The organism is Streptomyces sp. NPDC006487 (genome assembly GCF_042870555.1).
Classification (GTDB): Bacteria; Actinomycetota; Actinomycetes; order Streptomycetales; family Streptomycetaceae; genus Streptomyces.
Window position 1 is genome coordinate 2,537 of sequence record NZ_JBIAHN010000028.1, and the last position, 24,454, is coordinate 26,990.

Here is a 24,454-nt window from a genome sequence, read left to right on the forward strand (position 1 = left end):
TGGGCCCCGGTGCACTATCCCCCCCCCCTCCCCGCCCGGGGGGGCCGCGGCCCGGGGGCCTTGGCGGCCCGGGCCCCCCCCCCCCCGCCGCGGGCGGCGGGGGGGGGCCCGGGGGGGGCCCCCCCCCCCTTCTCCGTTTCTCCGTGGCGCCGTACGGTCCGGCCGTCGGCGCCGCTGCTGCTACGACCAGGCCGCGACGAAGTACCCGACCCCGTACGGGGCGTCCTGGTACAGCAGCCGCCCTTCGAGGCCGGCGCCCTCCCCGGCGCCCGCGAGCACCTGCCAGGGGGCCCGGCCGGCGGCCTGGAGCTCGGCGGCGAGTCCCGGGTCCAGGGCCGCGAGGGCCGTCAGGTCGGCGGCGCCGAGCGCGCGGGCCGCCTCGGCGTCGAAGGCGGCGGCGCGTTCGTCGAGGTAACCGGGGGCCTTGAGGGAGCGGCAGGCGCTGCCGTCACCCATGACGAGCAGGGCGACCCGGTCCTCGCGTGCGGCGAGCCCCCGGCCGGCCTCCAGACACCGCTCGGTGTCCAGCGGCCCGGCGACCCCGAACCCCTCCAGGGGCGCGGCGCCCCAGCCTGCCCGGCCGAGCAGCCAGGCCCCGACGGCGAGCGGGGTGGGCAGCAGGCGCGGGCCCTCCTCGCCCTCGCCCAGCCGTACGTCGGCCCCGGCGCCGAATCCTCGGAAGGTGCCGCGGGCGCCCTGGGGATAGGCACCGTGGTGGTCCGGGTCGCAGGCTCCGACCACGACGAGCAGGTCGGGCCGGGAGGCGGCGAGCACGGACAGCGCGTCGGAACACGCGGTCCGGGCGTCACCGAGTTCGGCGGCGGCGCCCGTGGCGAGCTCCGGCAGGAGCATCGGCGGGGCGGGGCAGACGGCGGCGGCTACGAGCATGATCCGCAGCGTAGCCGCCACCGCCCACGGCCGGGGCAAGTACTGCTCCGCGGGTGCCCTGCCCGGGCTGCGGCCCGGCGACGCTGTGGAACCGGTACGTACCCGGGCGGCCCGGGGCCCCGATGCCGCTGCGGAGGGCCGGGCGCGGAGCTTGCCGCTGCCGGGCGGGGCGAGGAGTCCCCTACAGCCCCGCAGGGGCCGCCACCCGCAGCCGCCCACCGGGCCCCGCGCCGGGACGGCGGTGGCGAGCACCCCGACCCACCACCGCCGGACGGAGTCCGGCGCAGCGGTGCGAGCCGCGCGTTAGGAAGGTGCGGCGCAGCCCGACGTGGTCACCGGGAGGGGGGCCGGGACGCCCAGGGTCGGGATGCCGAGGAGGACGCCCTTCGGCTGCGCCGGAGCCGCGTTGCGCTTCTCCCACGCATCGCCCGCGCGGGTCCGGCGTACCGCCCCCGTCGGCCCCTCCGCGAGGAGGTGGTGCGGAGCCGCGTAGGTGATCTCGACCGTCACCACGTCACCCGGGCGGACCTCTTCGTCCGGCTTGGTGAAGTGCACCAGGCGGTTGTCGGGGGCCCGCCCGGACAGCCGGTGCGTGGCGCCGTCCTTGCGGCCCTCGCCCTCCGCGACCATGACCTCCAGGGTCCGGCCGACCTGCTTCTTGTTCTCGTCCCAGGAGATCTCCTCCTGGAGGGCGACCAGGCGCATGTACCGCTCCTGGACGACCTCCTTGGGGATCTGTCCCTCCATGTCGGCGGCCGGGGTTCCGGGGCGCTTGGAGTACTGGAAGGTGAAGGCGTTCGCGAAGCGCGCCTCGCGCACCGCGTGCATGGTCTGCTGGAAGTCCTCCTCCGTCTCACCGGGGAAGCCCACGATGATGTCGGTGGAGATCGCGGCGTGCGGGATGGACGCGCGGACCTTCTCGATGATGCCGAGGAAGCGCTCCTGGCGGTACGAGCGGCGCATCGCCTTCAGGATCGTGTCCGATCCGGACTGCATGGGCATGTGCAGCTGCGGCATGACGTTGGGGGTCTCGGCCATCGCCGCGATCACGTCGTCGGTGAAGTCGCGCGGGTGCGGGGAGGTGAAGCGGACCCGCTCCAGGCCCTCGATGGCGCCGCAGGCGCGCAGCAGTTTGGAGAAGGCCTCGCGGTCGCCCAGGTCGGAGCCGTAGGCGTTGACGTTCTGGCCGAGCAGGGTGATCTCGGAGACGCCCTCGGCGACGAGTGCCTCGACCTCGGCGAGGATGTCGCCGGGACGGCGGTCCTCCTCCTTGCCGCGCAGCGCCGGGACGATGCAGAAGGTGCAGGTGTTGTTGCAGCCGACGGAGATCGAGACCCAGGCGGCGTACGCGGACTCGCGCCGGGTGGGGAGCGTGGAGGGGAAGGCCTCCAGCGACTCGGCGATCTCGATCTGCGCTTCTTCCTGGATGCGCGCGCGCTCCAGCAGGACGGGCAGCTTGCCGATGTTGTGCGTGCCGAAGACCACGTCGACCCAGGGGGCGCGGGCCACGATGGTGTCGCGGTCCTTCTGGGCGAGGCAGCCGCCGACGGCGATCTGCATGCCGGGGCGCTTGGTCTTCATCGGCGCGAGCCGTCCGAGGTTGCCGTAGAGCTTGTTGTCGGCGTTCTCGCGGACGGCGCAGGTGTTGAACACGACGACGTCGGCGTCGCCGTCGGAGCCCTGGGGCGCGCGGACGTACCCGGCGTCCTCCAGCAGGCCGGACAGCCGCTCGGAGTCGTGCACGTTCATCTGACAGCCGTACGTCCGGACCTCGTACGTTTTCACAACAGTCGCCTCGCCGCTCTCGGTACTCACCCAGCAAGGGTACGGGTCGGGCGTGGCGGCCCGGGCCGGGCGTGTGCCGGAGCGGGACGGGCGGGCCGGAAGGGCGGGCCGTGACAGGACGGCGGGTCGGTGGCAGGATCGCGGCCATGCCTCTCGTACCGCCCCGGATCAGCAGGCGCCGTGCCCTGCGGGCCCTGGTGGCCGTACTGGCCGTGCTCTGCGCCCTCGTCTGGTGGCTGCGGCCCTTCGGCCGCCCGGAGCTCACGGGCGGGATCACCCTCAGCACCGGCGTCCAGAGCGGGGTCTACCACCTCTACGGCCAGCTGCTGGAACAGGCGCTCGCGGAGGACGTGCCCGAGTTGCGGGTCAGCCTGAAGACCAGCGAGGGCTCGCAGCAGAACCTGCAGCGGGTGGCCGTGGGCGAGGCCGACTTCACGGTGGCGACGGCCGACGCGGTGGCCAAGTACCAGGTCGACCGGAAGCCCGGAGCGGAGCGGCTGCGCGCCCTGGCCCGCCTCTACGACGATTACGTCCAGCTCGTGGTGCCCGCCGGTTCGCCCGTCCAGTCCACCCGGGACCTGCGGGGCAAGCGGGTCGCGGTCGGCCAGGACGGTTCGGGGGTTCGGCTGATCTCGGAGCGGATGCTCACGGCGGCCGGGCTGGACCCGGCGCACGACGTCACCCCGGTGGCCATTGGCATCGACACCGTGCCGGCGGAGCTGGAGGCCGGCCGGATCGACGCCTTCTTCTGGTCGGGCGGGCTGCCCACCAACGCGGTGAAGGAGCTCTCGGAGCGGTTCGAGATCCGGCTCGTGCAGCTCGGTGACCTCGTGGAGGCCCTCCAGGCCAGCGGCAGCCCCGCGCGGTACTACCGGGCGGCGGTAATGCCCCAGGACGCCTACGAGCGCGCCCGCAACACCTCGTCGGTGTCCACCGTGGCGGTGCCGAACCTGCTCGTGACCCGGGAGGACGCGGGCACCGAGCTGACGGAGCAGTTCACGCGCACGGTGATCGACAGCCGGGACAAGATCGGGATCAAGGTCCACGCCGCCCAGCTCGTGGACCTGCGGACGGCGATCTACACCGATCCCCTGCAACTGCACGAGGGCGCGGCCCGCTACTACCGCTCGGTCAAGCCGTAGGGCGCGCCCCGGCCGCCGTCACGACGACGGCAGCAGCATCGTCGCCGCGGCCGCCGCCCCGATCAGGCCCGCGTGGGTGCCCAGCGTCGCCGGGACGACCCGGAGGTCCTTGACGAAGGACAGGGTCGCGTACGAGGCCAGGTGCGCCCGGACCGGCCCGAAGAGGGTGTCGCCGGATGCGGCGACCCCGCCTCCGATGACGGCGATGTCGGTCTCGACGAGGGTGGCGGTGGCCGCGATGGCCGCGGCCAGCGCCCGGCCCGCGCGGTCGAAGGCGGCCAGTGCGACGGGATCGCCCGCGGCAGCGGCGGCGGCCACCCCGGCCGCGGTGGCGTCCCCGGCCGGGACCCATCCCTGGGCCAGGGCCCAGGCCGCGATGGCGGTCCCGGAGGCGAGGGACTCCACGCAGCCGCGGCCACCGCAGGCGCAGGGCTCCCCGTCGAAGGCGACGCTGATGTGGCCGATGTGACCGGCGTTCCCGGTGGGGCCGGGGTGCAGCTGGTTGTTCAGGACGAGTCCGCCGCCGACGCCGGTGGAGACCACCATGCAGAGCGCGTTGGCGTGCCCGCGGGCGGCGCCCAGCCAGTGCTCGGCGGCGGTCATCGCCACCCCGTCGCCGGCCAGCACCGTCGGGATCCGCAGCCCGTGCCGCGCGAGCTCGGCCTCCACCCGGGCCTGTACCGGGAAGTTCCGCCAAGCGCCGATGTTGACCGGGCTGACCGTGCCGAGCGCGGTGTCCACGGGGCCGGCGCTGCCGATCCCGCACCGGACGGCGGAGCCCCACAGCGGGGACTGCGCGAGCTCCGCGACGACCTCCGCGACGGCGGCGAACACGGTGTCCCCGTCGGCGCCGCGCGGGGTGGGGCGGCGGGTGGTGGCCGTCATGGCGCCTCCGGAGTCCACCAGCGCTCCGGCGATCTTCGTACCGCCGATGTCGATCGCGACCGTGGGGCCGGAGTCGGCCGGCGCACCGGCGCGGGGGGCGGGGAATGCGGAGGTGGGGGTGGGAGTGGTCACGATGGCGCTCCAGGAAGGGGTCGGTTTCAGTATGCGGCCGGCGGCGGCGCCGTACTCTCGCGGGGCTCCAGCCTGGGCCGCTCGCTCTCGCGGGACCTCGGCGGGCCCCCCGCGAGGAGGGCGAGGAGCTCTTCGGCGGCGAGCCGGCCGAAGCCGGCGGTATCGCGGACCAGGGCGGTGAGCCGGGGGCGGGTGACCCGGCAGAGCGCGGAGTCGTCCCAGGCGACGACGGAGAGCCCGCCCGGAACCGGAATGCCCAGCTCGGAGGCGACGGCCACACCCGCCACCGCCATCACGTCGTTGTCGTAGACGATCGCGGTCGGAGGCTGCGGCTCGGCAAGGAACCGCCGGGTGGCCTCCGCCCCCTCGGCGTCGGAGTAGTCGGTGGTGACCGAGCGCACCTGTCCGGGGGCGAGGCCCAGCCGCTCGGCCTCGGCGCGCAGCGAGGCGATCCGGCGGTCGGTGTGGGCGAGTCCGGGCAGTCCCGCGACGTGTGCGATCCGGCGGTGGCCGAGCCCGTACAGGTGGTCGAGCACCTGCGCCATGGCGCCGGCGTCGTCGGCCCGGACGGCGGACAGGGCGGTGGACGGGGAGGCGGACAGAACGGTGGACGGGGCGGCGGAAGGGGCGGCGGACGCAGCCGGGTCCGGAGAGGCCGGGTCCGGAGAGGCGGAGTCGGGAGAGGCGCAGACCGGTCCCGTCTCCCCCACCGTCACGGCCGGCAGGGCGAGCTGCTCAAGCAGGGCCGGGCGCGGGTCGTCGGTCCTCGGGTCCACGACGACGACCCCGTCCACGCGCCGCTCGGCCCACCAGCGGCGGTAGACGGCGCATTCGGCGTCGAGGTCCTCGACCACCTGGAAGAGCAAGGCGATCCGGCCGGCGGCCAGGACCTCCTGGATCCCGGATACCAGCTGGAGGAAGAAGGACTCGACGCCGAGGGTATGCGCGGGCCGGGCGAGGACCAGGCCGACTGCTCCGGACTGTTCGCCGGAGAGGGCGCGTGCGGCGCTGTTGGGCTGCCAGCCGAGCTCCTCGGCGACCCGCCGGATGCGGGCGCGGGTGTCCTGGGAGACCCCGGGCCGGTTGTTGAGCGCGAAGGAGACGGCGCTCTCCGACACCCCGGCCTGGCGGGCGATGTCCTTGATGGTGGGTCTGCGGGCCATGGCCTGTCTCATCCCTCGCTGACGTGGACGGCAATGGCCGGACCGTACGCGATCCTGCCCTGGCAGACCGCCTTGACCACGACCCAGTACTCCCCGGCGGGGGTGCACGGCGGCGGCCGCAGCTCGAAGACCGCCAAGGCCTCGCCGTCCGCCGGGACCTCGACGGGCAGGGCGGCGGGGGCCGTCATCTCCCAGGTGCCGAACGGCGAGACGGCGTACGCCTGCCCGGTCAGGCCGGTACGGATGCCCGTGGAGCCGATCCGTGCCCGTACGAGGGCCCGCCCGCCGGGGGCGACGGTCACGGCGGGCTCCTGCGCGGCCACCCACAGCCCGGCCGGAGCCCCGGCCGGGCCGCCGGGCACGGTGACGGTGAGCACGTCCTCGAAGGTGCCCGCCGGGGTGGTGGCGAGGATCCGGACCAGGTGTTCGCCGGGTTCCGCGCCGGCGGCCGGCTCCACGGTGAGCGGGTAGGAGACGTGGCCGCCGGGCGGGAGATCGGGCCGCTGCCGGGTCCAGGAGGTGGTCCAGCCCTCCGGGGCCCGGACCTCCAGCCCGACCGGGCCGCCGTCCGTCTGCCCGTGGGCGGCGAGGGTGACCGTCGCCCCGGCGGGGATCCCGTCACACGTCACGGTGTACGGGGCGTCGCCGAGCGGGGCGGTCCCGGTGTTGTGCAGCCAGTACCGGCTGAACACCGGCTGGTGCGGTTCCCGTTCGTCCCGGCGCGGCGGCATGCCGGATTCCGTGAGCAGCAGGAGCGTGGTCGTCGCGGCGCCCTGGACCTGCCCCTCGAAGAAGCCGGTGGGGCGGTCCAGCAGATCGGCCTCGGCGGCCGGATCCGTCGGCCACAGGGTCTCGGCCATCACCGGGCGGCCGTGCGTCTCGCGCAGCCGGACGGCGAGTTCGCGCCGGTCGCCGGAGCCCTCGGCCCGTTTCACCGTCTCGATCAGCACCCGGTCGGCCGGCTCCACGCCGAGCAGCGAGCGCGCGGGCGGCCGGGGCCCCTCGGCGGGGGCGGCCGTGACGGCGGTGAGCGGCTTGTTGAACTCCCGCCCGCGGCGCACCAGGTCCACCGCCCGCCAGTCCCCGGAACCCGCGACCAGCGCGTGCTCGAAGACGTGGGTCCAGTGCTGGAGCTGGAAGGAACTGCCGTCCGGTGCGGTGCGCCTCGGCGGGTCCATCCACTCCCCGCTCGGGCGGCCGGTGCAGGACCGCATCAGAGTGCTGTGCAGCCGCCCGGCGGTGTCGACGGCGAAGCCGGGCGTGCCGCGCACCAGGATCCCGACGGTGCGGCCGGCGTACGGCTCCGCGTGTGGGTACGCGGTCTCGTGCGGGTACGCCGTCCCCTGCCCGCCCTCTTCGCCCGCCGGAGCCGGGGCTCCGCCCGCCGGAGCCGCGGCGTCGATCCGGCCCGACGCGGCGACGGCCCGGGCGAGTCGCGCCGGGGGCCCGGCGTGGACCAGGACCGGCAGGTCCCGCAGGCCCGTCAGATCGCAGCCGGGGCTCCACAGCGTGCGGAGCCCCGCTCGGGCCGCCACCCAGACCTGCCCGTGTTCTCGTAGGGCGTCTCGCAGGGCCTTCTCGTGGACGGGACCGGCCGACTCCAGCAGCGCCGCGGTGAAGGGGTTGTCCTCGGGGCCGCCGAGTGCGATGCGGAAGTCGGGCAGGCTGCTGTCCACCGCCAGGTCGCCCCAGCGCGGCCCGGCCGCCCGGGTCGGGGTCGAGGTGACCCCGTGCCGGCCGAGGGCGGTGACCAGCTCGCGCAGTCCCGCGGGGGTGTCCGCGTCCGGGAGGACGATCTCCGCCGCGCCCAGGGCCCGGCCGCCCGGCCCGGTCATCGGCGCCGACAGCGCGAACCAGTTCAGACAGGGGCTGTCCAGGGTCCAGGGGGCCCGGGTGTGGTCGGCTCCGGTGTCCGCCTCGGGAAAGGCGAACCCGCGCCCGACCGCAGACGCCGCGGTCTCGGCGACGGGCAGCGCTCCGGGCACGTCCGCCGGGATCCGCAGCCGCAGCAACTGGTCGGAGCCTTCGAAGGCGTGCACCGTCGTGGTGAGTTCCGCCCGGTCCAGGCCGTCCCACAGGGTGGTGGTCCGGGTCCAGCGCACGGGTCCGGTCCGCCCGGTGGCCACGACGCGCGATCCGAGCGGCCCGCGCTCCGCGCGGCAGGACTCGGCGGGCCCGGCGCCGGAACCGGTGCCCGGGCCCTTGGGCAGCAGGTGCCAGGGGCCCTCTTCGAAGTAGGGGTGCTTGTCGTACTCCTCCTGCACGACGAGCTCCTCCTGCACGACGAGCTCGTCCACCTCGCCGGGGGTGAGGATCTCCTGCCCGGTGCGCCGGTCCAGCAGCCGGGCCAGGCCGCCGCCGCGCGCGGGATCTGCCTCGGCGCGCAGGAACTCGTTCTGGACCGTGTGCCCCGGCGCCGGCTCCCAGCCGCCGGAGAGCGGCGTTTCGCAGGTGGCCAGCCACCAGGTGCGGTGGCCGAGCGAGGGCACGTCCCGGGCGAGGAAGGCCAGTTCGGCGGTCCCGCCGGCGACGGCCTCGACGTGCACGGGCGCTCCGCGGCCCGCCTCGTCGAGGACGGTGATCAGGCGGGAGTCACGGTCCCCGGCGAGGCCGAGCGCCGCCAGCTCGACGCGGGTGCGGACCAGGTCGGTACGGGTCCACGAGACCGGGTTGTGCACGGTCACGGCGACCGGTCCGGGGCCGCGGGTGTCTGCCGCGGCGGTGAGCGCGGCCAGCGCCTCCTCCCGTACGCCGGCGGCCAGTTCACCGGCCTCGCGCCAGGTGGGGAGCAGGTCGAGGTACACCTGGTCGGAGAAGGTCCCGGTGACGGCGTCGTGGTGGGCCGCGTGCAGCAGGTGGCGCCAGGCCTTGGACAGGGTCTGCACGGGGTAGGCGGTCAGGCCTTCGGCGCAGGCGAGGGCGGTGAAGGTCTCGGCCTGTTCAAGGAGGTTCTCGGCGGCCCGGTGCGCCTGTTTCACATCGGCGTAGGTGACGTCCTTGCCGGTGTAGACCGGGCCCATCTCCCTGGTGACCGGGAGGGGTTGCTCGCCGCGCTCCGCGAGTTCGCCGCGGACGGCGTCGAAGTGGGCGCGCGGGCCGGTGTGTTCCATTCGGGGCCAGCAGTAGCGGCGGTTCCAGGCGTGCTGTACGTCCAGGCCCCAGCGGTGCGGCCAGGAGAAGTCGGTGCCCATCGGGATCAGGACGTTCTTCGTCGCGGCGGCGGTGCGCAGCAGCTCGTACAGGTCCAGCAGCTGTTCGGCGGCGGCCCCGGCGTCCGGTGCCCGGTGGGAGAACCAGCCGGCGGAGTAGTGCGCGGGCAGGTAGTGCAGGAGCAGGCCCTCCCCGCCGGGGGCGATCCACTCGTACTCGGCGGGCAGCTGCATGGCGGCCGGGGCGCGCAGCTCGTCGCCCCAGGTGTCCATCATCGGGCCCCACTGGTGGTGGGGGCCTCGGGCGAGGACGGCGGAGTCGAGTCCGGCGCCGGCCATCAGGGCGGGGAAGGAGGGGTCGTGGCCGAAGACGTCGAGCTGCCAGGCCGTGCGCGGGTCGGCTCCGAGGGTGCCGCGGTGCAGGGCGAGGCCGTGGACGGCGGAGCGGATGGTGGTCTCGGCGGAGGTGAGGTTGGTGGAGGGCTCGTTGTAGGTGCCGCCGACGATCTCCACGCGGCCTTCGGCGATCAGTGCGCGCAGTTCGGCGCGCTCGGCGGGGTGGGTGTCCCAGTAGGGCTTGAGGTAGTCGACCTCGGAGAGCACGAAGCGGTACGCCGGGTCCTCGCGCGCCTGCTGGAGGTGGAGCGGGATCAGGGTGAATGCAGGGACTCCGGTGTACTCCCAGCCGCGCTCGGCCTCGCCGGGCTTCGGCGGAGCGTCCCACAGGGCGGTGTAGGCGGCCTGGGTGTTCCACCACATCGGGTCGTAGTGGAAGTGCGGGACCAGGCGGACGGTCCAGCCGGGCTCGGCGACGACCAGGTCGAAGGGGTGCTCGGCGAGCGGCCGCCCGTCGGGGGTGGCGACGCGGACGGTGGCGGGCAGGACGGTCCCGGGGGCGGAGCCCGGGGTGCGCACGGCGACCTCGACGGTGGACTCCGGGGCGGGCCGGGGGCCGGACCCGGCCAGATCGGCACGGGCATCGGTGCCGGCGTAGGCCTCGGCGGTGTCGGCCCGCACGATGCGGGGGTGCGGGGTGGTGATGCCGTCCCCGTGCACCGCCACGTGCAACGGGCCGGCCGGGCGGGCCCTGCGGATGCGGACCCGGACGATCTGCGAGGGGGTTTCCGGCGGGCCGCCGAAGAGGGCCGGGGTGGTGACCGACGTGACGGTAATTCCGCTGTCCATTTCCGCACACTTCCTTGTGTGACAACACCGCTCATCAACAACTAAACCGCATTAGTGCGCTCAGCTTCGGGCGACCGGAACCCGCCTGTCAACCGGACTGAAGCGCATAAGTATCCGAGCCGTGGAGGTCAGGACTTTCATCCCGCCAAGTCGGGACGTTGGGAGATGTTCGGAGATAAGGACCCTGTTGACTTATCCCCCGGACAGGCGGCAGGTTGTGGGCATCCCGCGAATTCCCCCTGAACTCCAGGACCCTTCATGCACGACGGCAACGCCGCCTCCGCACCCGCCCCGGCTCCCGCCTCCGCACCTGTCTCCACGCCCGCCCGCGCCCTGCGTTTCGGTGCCAACTACACGCCGACGCGCGGCTGGTTCCACCACTGGCTCGACTTCGACCTCGACGAGGTCAAGGCCGACCTCGACTCGATCGCCGGCCTCGGCCTGGACCACGTACGGGTCTTCCCGCTGTGGCCGGTGTTCCAGCCGAACCGGACGCTGATCCGGCCGCGCGCCGTCGAGCAGCTCGTCGCCCTCGCCGACGCGGCCGCCGACCGCGGGCTCGACGTCAACGTGGACGGGCTCCAGGGGCACCTGTCGAGCTTCGACTTCCTGCCCGCGTGGACCGGCACCTGGCACCGGCGCAACATCTTCAGCGATCCCCAGGTCGTCGCCGGGCAGGAGGAGTACCTGCGCACGCTGGCCGCCGCCCTCGCCGACCGGCCGAACTTCCTGGGCATGACGGTCGGCAACGAGATCAACCAGTTCTCCGACGATCCGCACCCTTCCCCCGACCGGATCACCCGGGAGCAGGCCGGGCGCTGGCTGGAGCGGATGCTCGCCGCCTGCGAGGCGGGCGCGCCGGGCCGCATGCACCTGCACGCCGAGTACGACGCCGCCTGGTACCAGGACGGCCACCCCTTCACCGCGGCCCAGGCGGCCCGGCTCGGCGCCGCGACCGCCGTGCACTCCTGGGTGTTCAACGGCACCGCCCAGCGGCACGGCCGGACCGGTACGGCGACCGAGCACCACGCCGCGTACCTGATCGAACTCTCCAAGGCCTGGGCCAGCGATCCGCACCGGCCGGTCTGGCTCCAGGAGGTGGGCGCGCCCGCGCCGCTGATCCGGCCCGAGCACGCGGCCTCCTTCACCGAGGCGACCGTGGCGAACGCCCTGGACTGCCCCGGCCTGTGGGGCGTGACCTGGTGGTGCTCGCACGACGTGTCCCGGGAGCTCGCGGACTTCCCCGAGCTGGAGTACGGGCTCGGCCTGCTCACCAACGACCGCCGGACCAAGCCCGCCGGCCGGGTGATCGCCGGGATCACCGAGGAGTGGCGGGGCCGCGAGCACCGCCCGGCGGTCCGCTCGACCGCGCTCGCCGTGGACGTCGGCGGCGCCGAGTCCGCGCCGAACCGCTCGGTGTGCGCCCCCGGCGGGGCGTTCTTCGAGGCCTGGGCGGCGCTCACCGCCCAGGGGGTCCGGCCCGCCGTGGTCCTGGCGGAGCTGGCCGGGGACGCGGAGCACCTGGCCGCCCGCGGCATCACCGAGGTACTGCACGTGTCAGACGCCCCCGGCGGGACCTGACCGGACCCACCGCCCCGCGGGCCCCGACCCGGCCCGCACCGGCCGCTACGGAGGAGAACCCCTCATGTCCGAGATCGACAACGGCGTCGACCCTCGCACCGCCCACCAGCCCGCCCCCCACCAGTCCGGACCCCGCCCCGTCTCCATGCCCCCGACCCGGCGCGGAATGCTGCTCGCCGGAACGGGGGCCGGGGCAGCCACCCTGCTCTGCACGGCAGCCGGCCCGGCGGCGGCAGCCCCCACGGCACCGGCTGCGGCAGCGGCAGCGGCAGCGACATCAGCCCCGGGCACCGGCCCCGCACCGGCCGAGCTCCCGGAGGGACTCGCCCCGTACGCCTCGTACTGGTTCCCGGACTCGCTGCCCTCCGGGACCCCGGGCCCCGGGATCACCTGGCGCTCCCTCATGCGGTGGACCCCGGAGTCCGACCCCGATCTGGCCTACAACACCGCGACCGTGCCGCTGGCGCCCCGCTTCACCCCGGTGCCGCCGAACACCACGGCGCGCGCCGGCCAGGCCCGCATCGCCTCGCTCGTCTCCTTCGGGAACACGGCCGGCAATCCGGCCCAGGGTTCTCCGACCGCCGACTACTACGCCCTCACCCACTGGGCGTACATCGACGAGCTCGTCTTCTGGGGCGGCTCCTCCGGCGAGGGCATCGTGCTCGCCCCGAACGCGCCCGTCACCGATGCCGCGCACCGCAACGGCGTGCGGGTGATGGGCAACGTGTTCCTGCCGCCCGTGCCCTACGGCGGCGACCTCCAGTGGACCCGCGACCTGGTCCAGCGGGACTCCCTCGGCCGGTTCCCGGTCGCCGAGAAGCTGGTGGAGGTGGCGCGGGCGTACGGGTTCGACGGCTGGTTCGTGAACGCCGAGACCGAGGGCGGCGACAGCGAACTAGCAGCCCGGATGCGGCAGTTCCTGCGCGCCCTGCGCGCCGCCGGCGAACCGCACGGCCTCGGCATCACCTGGTACGACGCGATGAACTCCACCGGCAAGGTCGGCTGGCAGGGCGCGCTCAACGAGCTCAACCAGGAGTTCTACGAGGACCGCCGCGGCAAGGTCGCGGACACGATGTTCGTGGACTTCCGCTGGACCCCGGCGAAGCTCGCCGCCTCCGGCGCCCTCGCCGACCGGCTCGGCCGCGGCCGCCACGAGCTGTGGGCGGCCGTGGACATGGAGTCCAACGGCTGGAACTCGAAGGTGGACTGGGAGGCGATCGTCCCGCGCGGCAGCGACCACATCGTCTCCTACGGTTTCTACCGGCCCGAGTGGACCCGCAACCACCTCGCGGACCGTTCCCCCGGCGCCTTCCACCGCGCCGACGACCGGTTCTGGACGGGCGCGTCCCTGGACCCCGCCCATCCCTCCCCCGAGGACACCTGGCGCGCCCCCGCCACCGTCGTCGCCGACCGGTCCACCGTGACCGCGCTGCCCTTCGCGTGCTCCTTCAACACCGGGCACGGCGAGCGCTGGTACGAGGACGGCGAGCCCGTCTCCGACACCGGCTGGAACCACCTCGGCCTCCAGGACCGGCTCCCGGGCCGCCGCTGGGCCGTGCACACGGCCGGAACCCGCCCCGAGGTCACCCTCGACTTCTCCCGCGCCTGGCGCGGCGGCTCCAGCCTGCTCGTCGCCGGCGGGCTCACCGCCCCGGCGACCGTGGGACTGCACGCCACCCGGCTGCCGCTGACCCGCTCCTGCGTCGCCGAGCTGGTGCACCGCACCGAGTCGGGCCCGGTGACGGTGGAGCTCGGCGTGGCCACGCGCGAGCCGTCCGGCCCGGGGCTGGAGGTCCCGTACACCTGGCTGAAGGCACAGACCCTCGGGACCGGTCGGGGCTGGAGCACGGCCGGGGTCCGGCTGTCGGACCTGGCGGGCGAGACCGCCCACGGTCTGGCCGTACGGATCACCCGACGCGGGAAGGAGCCGGTGCGCTGGCGACTCGGCGCGCTGACGGTACGCGAGGCCGCCGCGCGGCCCCGCCCGGCGGCTCCGGGCACCCCGGCGGTGTCCGCCTCCTCCCAGCAGTCCGGCAAGGCGGCCGTCCGGCTGGCCTGGAAACGGGCAGCCGGGCCCGTCCGCCACTACGAGGTGTCCCGCGTCCTGCCGGACGGCACCCGCCGCTTCCTCGGCGGCACCTGCGGAACCGCCCTCCACCTCCCGGCCGTCGAACGCGCAGGGCGGGAGCAGGCGGCCGTCTTCGAGGTCCGGGCCGTGGACGAGCTCTACGCCGTCTCCGCCCCCGCCCGAACCACCCTCACCTGGACCGGATCCCTCTGATCCGTGACGACCGCGCAGGGCTGGAGGGACGCCTCCGGTGCGGCGGCGACGTACGGCTCGTCCCGTTCGAGCCGGTGGCCCTGCGGTTCACTCGGGGTTGGCGGCGGGATCGGTGCGCGGGACGGCCACCGTCACGCGCAGCCCGTGCGGCGGGTTCTGCTCGTAGGAGAGGGACCCGCCGCCCGCGGCGAGCAGGATGCGGGAGATGGAGAGGCCGAGCCCGGAGCCCTTGATGTTCTGGTGGCGTCCGCTGCGCCAGAACCGGTCACCGATCCGCAGCAGCTCCTCCTCGGTGAGCCCGGGGCCCCGGTCGGCGACCACGATCAGCACGCGGTCGCCGTCCACGGAGAGCGCCACCTCGACGGCCTCACCCTCCGGAGTGAACTTGAGGGCGTTGTCGATGACGGCGTCGAGCGCGCTGGAGAGGGCGATCGGGTCGGCCCAGCCGGTGGCGGCGGTCCGCCCCGTCCCGGTGAGCCGCACGCCCTTCTCCTCCGCGTACGGGCGCCAGGCTGTCACCCGCTCGACGGCCAGCCCCGCGATGTCGATCAGGCTGATCTCGGCGCTGGCGTGCTCGGCCAGGGCCAGGTCGAGCAGGTCGTCCAGGACCTGGGTCAGGCGCTTTCCCTCGGTCCGCACGGAGGCGATCTCCTCGTTGCCCTCGGGCAGTTCGAGAGCGAGAAGCTCGATGCGCAGGAGGAGCGCGGCGAGCGGGTTGCGCAGCTGGTGGGAGGCGTCGGCGACGAAGGCGCGCTGCTGTTCCAGCACCTCTTCGACGTTGTCGGCCATCTCGTTGAACGAGCGGGCCAGGCGTCTGAGTTCCGGGGGGCCGCCGCCCGCCGCGACGCGGGAGTTCATCTGCCCGGTGGCGATGCCGTGGGCGGCCGCGTCCAGGGTCTGCACGGGTTTGAGCACCCAGCTGGTCAGCCGTAGCGCGGCACCGAAGGCCACGAGCATGGCCGCGCCGAGCCCGGCCGCGATCAGCAGCCAGCCCCGCAGGATCCGGCCGCGCATCTGGTCGGTGGGCGACTCGGTGGCGACCACGGCGACCACGTCCCCGTCGAGGACGACCGGGGAGGCCACGAGGATCCTGCCGTGGGTCTGCCAGGGCCACACCTGCCCGGGGTCGTGGCTGCGCCGCCCGGCGAGCGCCTCCTCGAAGGCCCGGCGGCCCTCCCCCTGGTCCGGAACCACCCACCAGCCGGGAGAGCGGGCGATGGCGTCGTCGTTCCGGCGGAAGACGCCGACGCGGATGCCGTACAGCTCCTGGTAGCGGGCCAGTTCGTGCTGGAGGGTCTGGCGGCGCTCGTCGGCTCCGCTGGACTTCGAGCCCTCGGCGTCGATGACGAACTGGGCGAGCGCGGCGAAGCGGGCGCTGTCGTCGATGCGGTCGACGACCACCCGCTGCTGCTGCCCGGCCGCGAGCGCCACCGCGAGCGGGAGGCCGAGGGCGAGCAGGACGCCCGCCATCAGGACGACGAGCAGCGGGAGCAGACGGGCGCGCACGACGGGTGGCCGCTAGACGGCGGGCGGGGCGGAGGCGGCGGGCGCGGCGGGGGCCGCCGGGGCGGGCGGTACGACGAGCCGGTACCCGACGCCGCGGACGGTCTCGATGAGCGCCGGCATGCGCAGCTTGGACCGCAGCGAGGCCACGTGCACCTCGAGGGTCCGGCCGGTGCCTTCCCAACTGGTGCGCCAGACCTCGCTGATGATCTGCTCGCGGCGGAAGACGACCCCGGGTCGCTGCGCGAGCAGGGCCAGCAGGTCGAACTCCTTGCGGGTGAGCGGTACGTCGGTGCCGTCCACGCTGACCCGGCGGGTGGCCAGCTCGATGCCGACGGTCCCGAGCCGGACCGCGCCGGGCGTGCCCGCGGGGCCGGCGGCGGCGCTCTCCTCGGAGGCGCCGGTACGGCGGGCCACCGCGTGGATGCGGGCGAGGAGTTCGCCGGTGTCGTAGGGCTTGGTGACGTAGTCGTCGGCCCCCATGTTGAGTCCGTGGATGCGGGAGCGCACGTCGGCCCGCGCGGTGACCATGATGACGGGCGTACTGGTGCGCTTGCGGATCTTGCCGCACACCTCGTAGCCGTCCTGGTCGGGCAGGCCGAGGTCGAGCAGGATCACCCCGTAGGGAGAGGCCAGGGGCGGTGCGCCCGCCGACAGCAGGGCCTGCAGGGCCTCCTCGCCGCTGCGGGCGTGCGTGACCTTGAAGCCGTGCCGGGCGAGGATCGCGGACAGGGCGGCGGCGACGTGGTCGTCGTCCTCGACGAGCAGCAGTCTCATCTCGTCCCCCTCTCCATCTCTTGATCTCTTCGCGCTCTCCCGGCGATCTCTTCGCGTTCGCCTGGCGGACATCATGGGCCATCAAGCATCCACGCCGATACGGACTCCCACGTCAAGACGGTTCCGGGCCGACGGGGGTTCCGTTATCCACCCGGTACGCCGCGGCCGGTGCCGGACGCCCGCGGGTACGGAGCGTATCGGCGCGAGGCCGGATCGTTATGCTCAATTCTCCCTCAGATGTGATGACGCTGTGCGCGCCACGTCACTACTGTCCTCCCAACCGAGGAGGACGGAGCCCCAAGCCGATGAGCGGAGTATCAGTGACCAAGGACGTGCGGGACGCGGCCGGTGCCGCGGACGACCTGGTCGTGCTGAGCAACGTCAACAAGCACTTCGGCGCGCTGCACGTGCTTCAGGACATCGATCTGAGCATTGCCCGCGGTGAGGTCGTCGTGGTGATCGGCCCTTCGGGGTCGGGCAAGTCCACGCTGTGCCGGACCATCAACCGCCTGGAGACGATCGATTCGGGCAGCATCACCCTCGACGGCAAGCAACTGCCCTCGGAGGGCAAGGCACTGGCCAAGCTGCGCGCCGATGTGGGCATGGTCTTCCAGTCGTTCAACCTGTTCGCGCACAAGACGGTGCTGCAGAACGTAATGCTGGGCCAGCTCAAGGTCCGCAAGGCGGACCAGGCGGCGGCGCTGGAGAAGGCCAAGTCCCTCCTCGACCGGGTGGGTGTCGGCTCGCAGGCCGACAAGTACCCGGCGCAGCTCTCCGGCGGCCAGCAGCAGCGCGTGGCGATCGCCCGCGCCCTGGCGATGGACCCGAAGGTGATGCTCTTCGACGAGCCGACCTCGGCCCTCGACCCGGAGATGATCAACGAGGTGCTGGAGGTCATGCAGCAGCTCGCCCGGGAGGGGATGACCATGGTCGTCGTCACCCACGAGATGGGCTTCGCCCGCTCCGCCGCCAACCGGGTCGTCTTCATGGCCGACGGAAAGATCGTCGAAGAGGCCACGCCCGAGCAGTTCTTCAGCAACCCGCGGAGCGACCGCGCCAAGGACTTCCTCTCGAAGATCCTGCACCACTGACCTTCGCATCTGGTAGTGATCCGGTGACGGATCGTCGTCCAGCACGCACGTCGTACGTCTCACTCCACTGCTGTCTCACGTCTCACTTCGAGGGAAGTCCACCATGAAGCTCTCCAAGGTCGGCGCGGCCGCCGCCATCGCCGTTGCTCTCGCCCTGACCGCGACCGCCTGCGGCAGCGGCGACGACACCAAGCCCGGCAGCGACGCCGGTGCGTCGGGCGGGGCCAAGAAGGACAAGATCGTCATCGGCATCAAGTTCGACCAGCCGGGTGTGGGCCTCAAGACCCCCGACGGCAAGTTCACGGGCTTCGACGTGGACGTGGCGACGTACGTGGCCAAGGAGCTCGGCTACGAGCCGAGCCAGATCGAGTTCAAGCAGGCCGTCAGCGCCGAGCGCGAGAACCTCATCTCCAACGGTGACGTGAAGCTGGTCGTAGCGAGCTACTCGATCAACGACAAGCGCAAGGAGCGGGTCGACTTCGCCGGCCCGTACTTCCTCGCGCACCAGGACCTGCTGGTCCGCGCCGACGACACCTCGATCACCAAGGCCGAGGACCTCAACAAGAAGAAGCTCTGCTCGGTCACCGGCTCCACCTCGGCGCAGAACGTCAAGACCAAGCTGGCCCCCGAGGCCGACCTGCAGCAGGTGGGCGGCTACTCCGAGTGCCTGACCGGCCTGGAGAACAAGACCCTCGACGCCCTGACCACGGACAACTCGATCCTGGCCGGCTACGCCTCGCAGGACAAGAACAAGGGCAAGTTCAAGCTGGTCGGGCTGAGCCTGAGCAACGAGAACTACGGCATCGGCCTGAAGAAGGGCGACAAGGAGCTCCAGACCAAGGTCAACGCCGCCATCAAGAAGATGGAGGCGGACGGTGCCTGGGCAGCGGCCATCGAGAAGAACTTCGGCCCGTCCGGCTACAAGGCCGAGCCGGCCCCCGCGGTCACCGAAGGCAGCTGACCCGGCGGCCGGTCCGCCGGCCGATCCATCGGTGAGGAGCGTCGCCGCCCGCCTGCCGCGGGCGGCGCCGTGCCCCACCGGCCCACCTGGCCATCCTGGGGAGAGCGCAGGCCATCGTGTTCGATTTTCTTGATTCCGGGCAGTACGACGTGCTCGGAGCCTTCTGGGTGACGGTTCAGCTCACCCTCTACTCGGCCGTCGGGTCCCTGATCTGGGGCACCGTACTGGCCGGGATGCGGGTCAGCCCGGTCCCGCTGATGCGGGGCTTCGCCACCGCGTACGTCAACCTCGTGCGCAACACCCCGCTGACCGTGCTGATCATCGGGTGTTCGCTGGGCCTCAACCAGACTCTCGGCGTCACCCTCGGCGGCGGCACCTTCAAGGAGATCGGCTTCCGGCTCGCGGTCCTCGGGTTCATCGCCTACACCGGCACCTTCGTCTGCGAGGCGATCCGCTCGGGCATCAACACGGTTCCGGTCGGCCAGGCCGAGGCCTCCCGCGCCCTGGGCATGAGCTTCGTCCAGACGCTCACCCTGATCGTGCTCCCCCAGGCGTTCCGGGCGGTCATCGCGCCGCTCGCCAACGTACTGATCGCCCTCACCAAGAACACCACGGTGGCCGCGGCGATCGGCGTGGCCGAGGCCGCGCTGCTGATGAAGGAGATGGTCGAGAACGAGCCGCAGGACCTCTTCGCCGTCTTCGGCGTCTTCGCCCTCGGCTTCGTCCTACTGACCCTGCCCACCGGCCTGCTCCTGGGCTGGGTTGCCAAGCGAGTGGCGGTGAAGCGATGACCTCCGTGCTGTACGACGCCCCGGGCCCCAAGGCCAAGGCGCGCAACTGGATCTACAGCGGGATCTTCCTCGTCGTGGCCGCCGCCGTCCTGTGGTGGGTGCTGTCCGCCCTGGCGGACAAGAACCAGCTCGACGCCGACAAGTGGAGCCCCTTCTTCACCGACGGCCAGGTATGGACGACGTTCCTGCTCCCCGGACTCGGCGAGACCCTGCGGGCCGGCGCCATCTCCATGGTGATCGCCCTGCCCCTGGGCGCCCTCCTCGGCATGGGCCGGCTCTCCGACCACGCGTGGGTACGCAGCATCGTGGGCACCTGGGTCGAGTTCTTCCGGGCCATCCCGGTGCTGATGCTGATGCTCTTCGGCTCCGCCTTCTACGTGCAGTACACGGGCGTCGACTCCGCGGTACGGCCCCTGTACGCGGTGATCACCGGGCTGGTCCTGTACAACTCGGCGGTCATCGGCGAGATCGTCCGGGCCGGCGTCGAGTCGCTGCCGAAGGGCCAGACCGACGCCGCGAAGGCGATCGGCATGCGCAAGGGCCAGGTCATGACCTACGTCCTGATCCCGCAGGCCGTGACCGCGATGCTGCCCGCGCTGGTCAGCCAGCTCGTGGTGATCCTCAAGGACACCGCCATCGGCGGTGCGGTACTGGGCCTCGCCGAACTGCTGACCACGTACCGGCAGATCTCGGCGAACTACAGCAACACCATCCCGACCCTGATCGTGATCGCGGCGATCTACATCGCGGTGAACTTCGCCCTCACCACCTTCGCCTCCTGGCTGGAGGGCCGGCTGCGGAAGTCGAAGCGGACCACCGGCGCGATGGTCCCGGTCAGCCAGTTCGACGCGGGCGACAACGCGGGCGGCGGCGCCGCCTGACCGGCCCCCCGGCAGAGCATCGGACATCTGCTCGGACCCGCGTCCGGCAACCGGTCTGACAGCCGGTCAGTACACTGACGGGACACGTGTGGTGCGGCGGAACTCATCCGTCGCACCACACGGCCTTGTCCGGACCGGCGTCACTTGACGCAGGCACCTCCAGTGGGTTGCATACGTTCTGTGATCACATACCGGACACCGGGAGCCACATCATGGACCCGGTGATCGTCGTCGGCGCGGGGCCCGTCGGACTGTCCCTGTCCCTCGCCCTGGCCGGCCAGGGCGTGCCCTGCGTCGTGCTCGACGAGGGATCCGGAAAGGACGAGCTCCGCCCCGCCCGCACCGTCGCCCTGCACGCCGACACCGCCGCGATGGTGCACCGGCTGGGCTGTACGACCCTGCGCGACGAGGGCGCGTACTTCACCGCCTGGCGCACCATGCGGCGCGGCCGCGAGTCCCAGCGGATCACCTTCGAGGACGGCCCGGCCCCGATCCACCTGCCCCAGCACGCCCTGACCCGCGGACTGCGCGACGCCGCCGCCGCGCACCCGCTGGTCCAGCTGGTCACCGAGAGCAAACTCGACGCCCTGGAGCAGGACGGCCGCGGGGTCACCGCCCACACCCGGGGCGCCGAGACCACGTGGTGGCGCGGGAGCCACCTGGTCGGCTGCGACGGAGCCCGCTCCACCGTGCGCAAGCTGCTCGGCATCCGCTTCCCCGGCCGCACCGCCGTCGAACGGCACGCCGTGGCCGCGCTGCGCACCGAACTGCCCTGGCCGGGCGAAGCGTTGCTGCACCGAAGCCCGCCCGAAGAGATCACCGCCCGGCCGCTGGCCGACGGCGTGTACCGGCTGGACTGGCTGCTCCCGGCGCGCGGGGACCTCGTCACCCCCGACGCACTGGTCACCCTCATCCGCGACAGCCTCGCCCTGTGGTGCGGGGGCACGACGCCCCCGTACGAGCTCCTCGACACCGGGGTCCACACCCTGCACCACCGGCTCGCCCGGCGCTGGCGCGACGGCCGCTGCTTCCTCGCCGGGGACGCGGCGCACCTGCTCGGCGCGCTCGGCACCCAGGGTGTCGAGGAGGGGCTCCGGGACGCCGAGAACCTCGCCTGGAAGCTCTCCCTCGCCTGGCACCAGGGGGCCTCCGAGGAACTCCTCGACAGTTACGAGGACGAGCGCCGCAGGGCGGTGGCCGCCCGACTGCGCGCCGCCGACCAGGCCATGCCCTTGCTGCGCACCGGAGGCGGGCTGCGCACCTACCTCCCGGGCGCCTCGCGCTCAGCCGAACTACTGCTGACCGACGGCCACTTGGGGCGCGGTCCGCTCGGTGCGGAGCCGGTGTACGCCCCGCCCGTGGCCGTCCACGACGTGCCCACCGCCACCGAGCCGGGCGGGCCCGTGGAGAACGTCCCGGTGACCGCGCCCGACGGGTCGACGGTGCCGCTGCGCGACCAGCTGGGGCAGGGCCGCCTCCTCGTCGTCCTCGTCGCCCCGGGCACCGGGGTCTGGGACCGGCGGCACTGGGTGAGCGCCGGCCTGATGCCCCGCCTGGCGGCGGCGGTCGCCGCCCTGCCGGTCCGGGCGGAGCTGCTCGTGGCCGACGGCTACCCGGGGGCGGCCGCGCACACCGTGCTCCTCGTACGACCTGACGGACATCTCGCGGCCACGTTCGCCGGGGTCCACCCGGCCGAGCTGTACGAGGCCGCGGACGCGGTCCGGCACGGCGCACCGGCCGCCGCCCCGGCCCCGGCGCCGAGGGGTTTGCCCGCCGCCGCACCCGTCATCGATTGAGCGTCCCTCGAGCGTCCGCTGAGCGATGATCGATTGACCCTCCGGTCGACTCGTGCTTCACTCGCGGACATGACCGGCAACGACGTACGCCTGTGGCGGAGGGTCCATATGGACCTGCTCCGCTACGCGGGCTGCGTATGTCGCCCTTCCTGCTGATTCGCCCTTCCCCCGCGCGCCCCCATGCGGATGTGCCGCGCACCCTCGCGAACCCCCAGGACGGTCATCCTCCATGTCTGCACCCACACACGCCCCCGCCCCGCCCACGGCTGCGGCTTCCGCCCCGGCCATCTCGCCGGCGGATCTCCTCGCCTTCACCCAGCGCATCGCCTCCGACCCCGAGCTGATCGCCTCCCTCCCCCTCGATCCCGAGGGGCGGACGTGGATCCGGCTCGACGGCCCGGGCGGCAGCGAGGCCTGGCTGATCGGCTGGCCGCCCGGCACCGGCACCGGCTGGCACGACCACGCCGAGTCGCGGGGCGCGTTCACCACCGCGCGCGGTCGCCTCACGGAGAACTCCCTGGCGGTCCGCCTCCCCTCGGAGGGCTGGCAGTCCCTCTCCCTGGCTCCCGACGTCGACCGCACCCGCCGGCTGGGCGCCGGCACCGGGCGGGCCTTCGGCGAGCACCACGTGCACGAGGTGCTCAACGAGTCCGCCACCGAGCACGCGATCTCCGTCCACGCGTACCACCCGCCGCTTCCTCTGATCCGCCGCTACAGCCGCACCGGCCCGGTGCTCACGCTCGAGCAGGTCGAGCGTCCGGCGGACTGGCAGTGAGCGGCATCGACGCCCTCGTCGACCGGCTGCGGACCACGTACACCCGCGTGGACCCGGCCCAGGCGCACGCGGAGTCCCTGACCGGGGCCCTGCTGGTCGACATCCGGTACCAGGCCCTGCGCGAGCGGGACGGACTGATCCCCGGCGCCCTGCTGATCGAACGCAACGAACTGGAATGGCGCCTCGACCCCGAGGGCTCCCACCGCCTCCCGGAGGCGGTGGACCACGACATCCGCGTGATCGTCATCTGCAACGAGGGCTACGCCTCCACCCTCGCGGCGGCCTCCCTGCACTCCCTGTCCCTCCCCAACGCTACGGACCTCACGGGCGGTTTCCAGGCCTGGAAGGCCGCGGGCCTGCCCGTCACCTCCTGACGCGGAGCTCGCACCGCTGCGCGGGCTTTCGCCCCGCTGCGCCGGACTCCGTCCGGCGGTGGTCGGCCGGGTGGTTCGGCCCCCGCCGCCCAGGGCGGTGGCTCGGTGGGCGGGTGCGGCCGGGTGTCCCCGGCTGGGCGCAGTCCCGCACCCGCCCTGCACCGTTCCCCGGGCTCCGCCCGGACCCGCCCTTCAAACGCCGGACGGCGGGAGGAGCCCCGGGGAGGCTCCCTCGCCTCCGTGCAGTTACTCCCCCGCCCAGTACGCGGCGCGCACCTCGCCCTCCTCGAAGTCCCGGCGCGGCAGGCGCAGGCCGAGGGACTCCTCCAGGGCGTGGAAGTACAGCTCGTAGGTGTCGGTCAGTTCGGGGTGGTCCAGCTCGGCGCGGCGGACGGCCCGGTTGAGGAAGTCCAGCTCGCCGCCCCGCAGATAGGGGGCGCGGCCGTACTCGTACCAGAGCAGCTCCAGCATGCCCCAGCCGTCGTCGACGCGGCGGCCGTCGCGCAGGTAGTCGAGGGTGTAGATGGCCTTCGCGGAGGTCGCGCTCAGCCACACCCTCTCCCGGATCCCGAGCTCCGCGATCACCTTCTCCCTCTCGGCGAAGTCACCCGGCGGTGTCTCGTGGTAGAGGAGGAACGTCCACTCGCCCGCCCGCCCGAAACAGCAGCTCTCCCACGCGCGGTCCCCGTGGGCCCTGCCGTTGTCGGCGGCCTCCAGGTCCTTCAGGCGCGTACCGGCGGCGATCTGTGCGGGGTCGGCCCCGTACAGCAGGGCCAGCCGCCCGGGGTCGACGGTCCGCCCGGGCTCCGCGCGGAAGAAGGCGAGCGTCGTGTACGGGTCCTGGGCCTTCCAGCGCTTGGCTATCCAGGCGAACCCCTCCAGCGGGTCGCGCCCGCAGGCCCCGGCCGTCCCCGGGTCGTCGAGGCCGCCCCCGCGGAACCGCCTGCCCCACACCGGATCGATCAGCTCCAGCGCGCCGGCCACCTCCTCTGGGCTGCCACCGCGCCCCGAGACCGCGGCCTCGGCGATCAGGTACAGCACCTGGTCGAGGTCCCGGGTGGCGAAGATCTCCCGGTAGGGACCGTGATGGCCGCGCACCGTGCCGTCCTCGTCCAGCAGCAGGCACAGGCCGCCGTCCTCCGCCCCCTCGGCCTCCTCGGCCTCCCATGCCTCCAGTTCGTCGGCCGAGAGCGCCACGGGCGGCAGCCCGACCGTGTCGAGCAGCTCGTGCCCTGCGGCCGTCCGCCGCCAGGCCTCCGCGAGCATCGCCTTGGTGATCTTCATGGCGTCAAGGTAGACGGGCCCACTGACAAC

Annotated in this window: 19 protein-coding genes; 11 read left to right on the forward strand and 8 right to left on the reverse strand. The window is 73.5% G+C overall.

Annotated features, from left to right (window positions below):
* Positions 1-180: 180 nt before the first annotated feature.
* Positions 181-888 (reverse strand): hypothetical protein, encoded by a 708-nt coding sequence (locus tag ACFYM0_RS35700; protein ID WP_388509204.1) that lies wholly within the window; start codon positions 886-888, stop codon positions 181-183.
* A 303-nt stretch (positions 889-1,191) separates the two neighbouring features.
* Complete coding sequence (gene miaB / locus ACFYM0_RS35705; protein WP_388509206.1) at positions 1,192-2,703, reverse strand: tRNA (N6-isopentenyl adenosine(37)-C2)-methylthiotransferase MiaB; 1,512 nt, start codon at positions 2,701-2,703, stop codon at positions 1,192-1,194.
* A 116-nt stretch (positions 2,704-2,819) separates the two neighbouring features.
* On the opposite strand from miaB, the gene ACFYM0_RS35710 reads away from it, so the two are divergent.
* Positions 2,820-3,815 (forward strand): TAXI family TRAP transporter solute-binding subunit, encoded by a 996-nt coding sequence (locus ACFYM0_RS35710; RefSeq protein ID WP_388509209.1) that lies wholly within the window; start codon positions 2,820-2,822, stop codon positions 3,813-3,815.
* Between the two features lie 18 nt (positions 3,816-3,833).
* On the opposite strand, the gene ACFYM0_RS35715 is transcribed toward ACFYM0_RS35710, so the two are convergent.
* The 3 genes from ACFYM0_RS35715 to ACFYM0_RS35725 all read right to left on the reverse strand — a co-directional run bounded on the left by ACFYM0_RS35715 (position 3,834) and on the right by ACFYM0_RS35725 (position 10,329).
* The gene (locus tag ACFYM0_RS35715) at positions 3,834-4,754 is read right to left on the reverse strand and encodes an ROK family protein (RefSeq protein ID WP_388509303.1); all 921 of its coding nucleotides are present in this window, start codon (positions 4,752-4,754) and stop codon (positions 3,834-3,836) included.
* Positions 4,755-4,858: 104 nt separating this feature from the next.
* Positions 4,859-5,995, reverse strand: a complete 1,137-nt coding sequence (locus tag ACFYM0_RS35720; protein ID WP_388509211.1) for a LacI family DNA-binding transcriptional regulator — start codon at positions 5,993-5,995, stop codon at positions 4,859-4,861.
* 8 nt (positions 5,996-6,003) lie between these two features.
* A complete protein-coding gene (locus ACFYM0_RS35725) occupies positions 6,004-10,329 on the reverse strand; it encodes an NEW3 domain-containing protein (RefSeq protein ID WP_388509214.1) in 4,326 nt (1,441 codons plus the stop codon).
* Between the two features lie 258 nt (positions 10,330-10,587).
* On the opposite strand from ACFYM0_RS35725, the gene ACFYM0_RS35730 reads away from it, so the two are divergent.
* Together ACFYM0_RS35730 and ACFYM0_RS35735 are read left to right on the forward strand one after the other, a co-directional pair.
* A complete protein-coding gene (locus ACFYM0_RS35730) occupies positions 10,588-11,910 on the forward strand; it encodes a glycosyl hydrolase (RefSeq protein ID WP_388509217.1) in 1,323 nt (440 codons plus the stop codon).
* Positions 11,911-12,055: 145 nt separating this feature from the next.
* Positions 12,056-14,191, forward strand: coding sequence for an endo-beta-N-acetylglucosaminidase (locus tag ACFYM0_RS35735; protein ID WP_388509306.1), 2,136 nt, complete (start codon positions 12,056-12,058; stop codon positions 14,189-14,191).
* A gap of 87 nt (positions 14,192-14,278) precedes the next feature.
* On the opposite strand, the gene ACFYM0_RS35740 is transcribed toward ACFYM0_RS35735, so the two are convergent.
* Both ACFYM0_RS35740 and ACFYM0_RS35745 read right to left on the reverse strand, forming a co-directional pair.
* A complete protein-coding gene (locus ACFYM0_RS35740) occupies positions 14,279-15,697 on the reverse strand; it encodes an ATP-binding protein (protein ID WP_388509220.1) in 1,419 nt (472 codons plus the stop codon).
* Positions 15,698-15,709: 12 nt separating this feature from the next.
* Complete coding sequence (locus tag ACFYM0_RS35745) at positions 15,710-16,471, reverse strand: response regulator transcription factor (RefSeq protein WP_388509223.1); 762 nt, start codon at positions 16,469-16,471, stop codon at positions 15,710-15,712.
* A 305-nt stretch (positions 16,472-16,776) separates the two neighbouring features.
* Here ACFYM0_RS35745 and ACFYM0_RS35750 point away from each other — a divergent pair, with 305 nt between their 5' ends.
* The 8 genes from ACFYM0_RS35750 to ACFYM0_RS35785 all read left to right on the forward strand — a co-directional run bounded on the left by ACFYM0_RS35750 (position 16,777) and on the right by ACFYM0_RS35785 (position 23,140).
* A complete protein-coding gene (locus tag ACFYM0_RS35750) occupies positions 16,777-17,562 on the forward strand; it encodes an amino acid ABC transporter ATP-binding protein (RefSeq protein ID WP_266903977.1) in 786 nt (261 codons plus the stop codon).
* A 103-nt stretch (positions 17,563-17,665) separates the two neighbouring features.
* Entirely contained in the window at positions 17,666-18,523 is an 858-nt protein-coding gene (locus tag ACFYM0_RS35755; protein WP_388509226.1) for a glutamate ABC transporter substrate-binding protein, read from the forward strand.
* Between the two features lie 116 nt (positions 18,524-18,639).
* Entirely contained in the window at positions 18,640-19,314 is a 675-nt protein-coding gene (locus ACFYM0_RS35760; RefSeq protein WP_388509228.1) for an amino acid ABC transporter permease, read from the forward strand.
* A complete protein-coding gene (locus ACFYM0_RS35765; RefSeq protein WP_388509231.1) occupies positions 19,311-20,195 on the forward strand; it encodes an amino acid ABC transporter permease in 885 nt (294 codons plus the stop codon). Before ACFYM0_RS35760 ends, ACFYM0_RS35765 begins: the two co-directional genes overlap by 4 nt.
* A 212-nt stretch (positions 20,196-20,407) precedes the next feature.
* The gene (locus ACFYM0_RS35770; protein WP_388509234.1) at positions 20,408-21,991 is read left to right on the forward strand and encodes an FAD-dependent monooxygenase; all 1,584 of its coding nucleotides are present in this window, start codon (positions 20,408-20,410) and stop codon (positions 21,989-21,991) included.
* A 108-nt stretch (positions 21,992-22,099) separates the two neighbouring features.
* Positions 22,100-22,147: a hypothetical protein gene (locus ACFYM0_RS35775; protein ID WP_311314449.1), complete on the forward strand. Its 48-nt coding sequence runs from the start codon at positions 22,100-22,102 to the stop codon at positions 22,145-22,147.
* A gap of 73 nt (positions 22,148-22,220) precedes the next feature.
* Positions 22,221-22,766, forward strand: coding sequence for a cysteine dioxygenase (locus ACFYM0_RS35780; RefSeq protein ID WP_388509237.1), 546 nt, complete (start codon positions 22,221-22,223; stop codon positions 22,764-22,766).
* Positions 22,757-23,140 (forward strand): rhodanese-like domain-containing protein, encoded by a 384-nt coding sequence (locus tag ACFYM0_RS35785; protein ID WP_388509309.1) that lies wholly within the window; start codon positions 22,757-22,759, stop codon positions 23,138-23,140. The genes ACFYM0_RS35780 and ACFYM0_RS35785 overlap by 10 nt, the downstream gene beginning before the upstream one ends.
* A gap of 246 nt (positions 23,141-23,386) precedes the next feature.
* Here ACFYM0_RS35785 and ACFYM0_RS35790 read toward each other — a convergent pair whose 3' ends face one another.
* Complete coding sequence (locus ACFYM0_RS35790; protein WP_388509240.1) at positions 23,387-24,424, reverse strand: hypothetical protein; 1,038 nt, start codon at positions 24,422-24,424, stop codon at positions 23,387-23,389.
* Between the last annotated feature and the right edge of the window lie 30 nt (positions 24,425-24,454).

Bases quoted from the DNA above. Each gene is read 5' to 3' on its own strand.
- ACFYM0_RS35700 (WP_388509204.1), bottom strand. From the start codon at position 888: ATGCTCGTAGCCGCCGCCGTCTGCCCCGCCCCGCCGATGCTCCTGCCG.
- ACFYM0_RS35710 (WP_388509209.1), top strand. From the start codon at position 2,820: ATGCCTCTCGTACCGCCCCGGATCAGCAGGCGCCGTGCCCTGCGGGCC.
- ACFYM0_RS35720 (WP_388509211.1), bottom strand. From the start codon at position 5,995: ATGGCCCGCAGACCCACCATCAAGGACATCGCCCGCCAGGCCGGGGTG.
- ACFYM0_RS35725 (WP_388509214.1), bottom strand. From the start codon at position 10,329: ATGGACAGCGGAATTACCGTCACGTCGGTCACCACCCCGGCCCTCTTC.
- ACFYM0_RS35730 (WP_388509217.1), top strand. From the start codon at position 10,588: ATGCACGACGGCAACGCCGCCTCCGCACCCGCCCCGGCTCCCGCCTCC.
- ACFYM0_RS35735 (WP_388509306.1), top strand. From the start codon at position 12,056: ATGCCCCCGACCCGGCGCGGAATGCTGCTCGCCGGAACGGGGGCCGGG.
- ACFYM0_RS35745 (WP_388509223.1), bottom strand. From the start codon at position 16,471: ATGAGACTGCTGCTCGTCGAGGACGACGACCACGTCGCCGCCGCCCTG.
- ACFYM0_RS35750 (WP_266903977.1), top strand. From the start codon at position 16,777: ATGAGCGGAGTATCAGTGACCAAGGACGTGCGGGACGCGGCCGGTGCC.
- ACFYM0_RS35755 (WP_388509226.1), top strand. From the start codon at position 17,666: ATGAAGCTCTCCAAGGTCGGCGCGGCCGCCGCCATCGCCGTTGCTCTC.
- ACFYM0_RS35765 (WP_388509231.1), top strand. From the start codon at position 19,311: ATGACCTCCGTGCTGTACGACGCCCCGGGCCCCAAGGCCAAGGCGCGC.
- ACFYM0_RS35770 (WP_388509234.1), top strand. From the start codon at position 20,408: ATGGACCCGGTGATCGTCGTCGGCGCGGGGCCCGTCGGACTGTCCCTG.
- ACFYM0_RS35780 (WP_388509237.1), top strand. From the start codon at position 22,221: ATGTCTGCACCCACACACGCCCCCGCCCCGCCCACGGCTGCGGCTTCC.
- ACFYM0_RS35790 (WP_388509240.1), bottom strand. From the start codon at position 24,424: ATGAAGATCACCAAGGCGATGCTCGCGGAGGCCTGGCGGCGGACGGCC.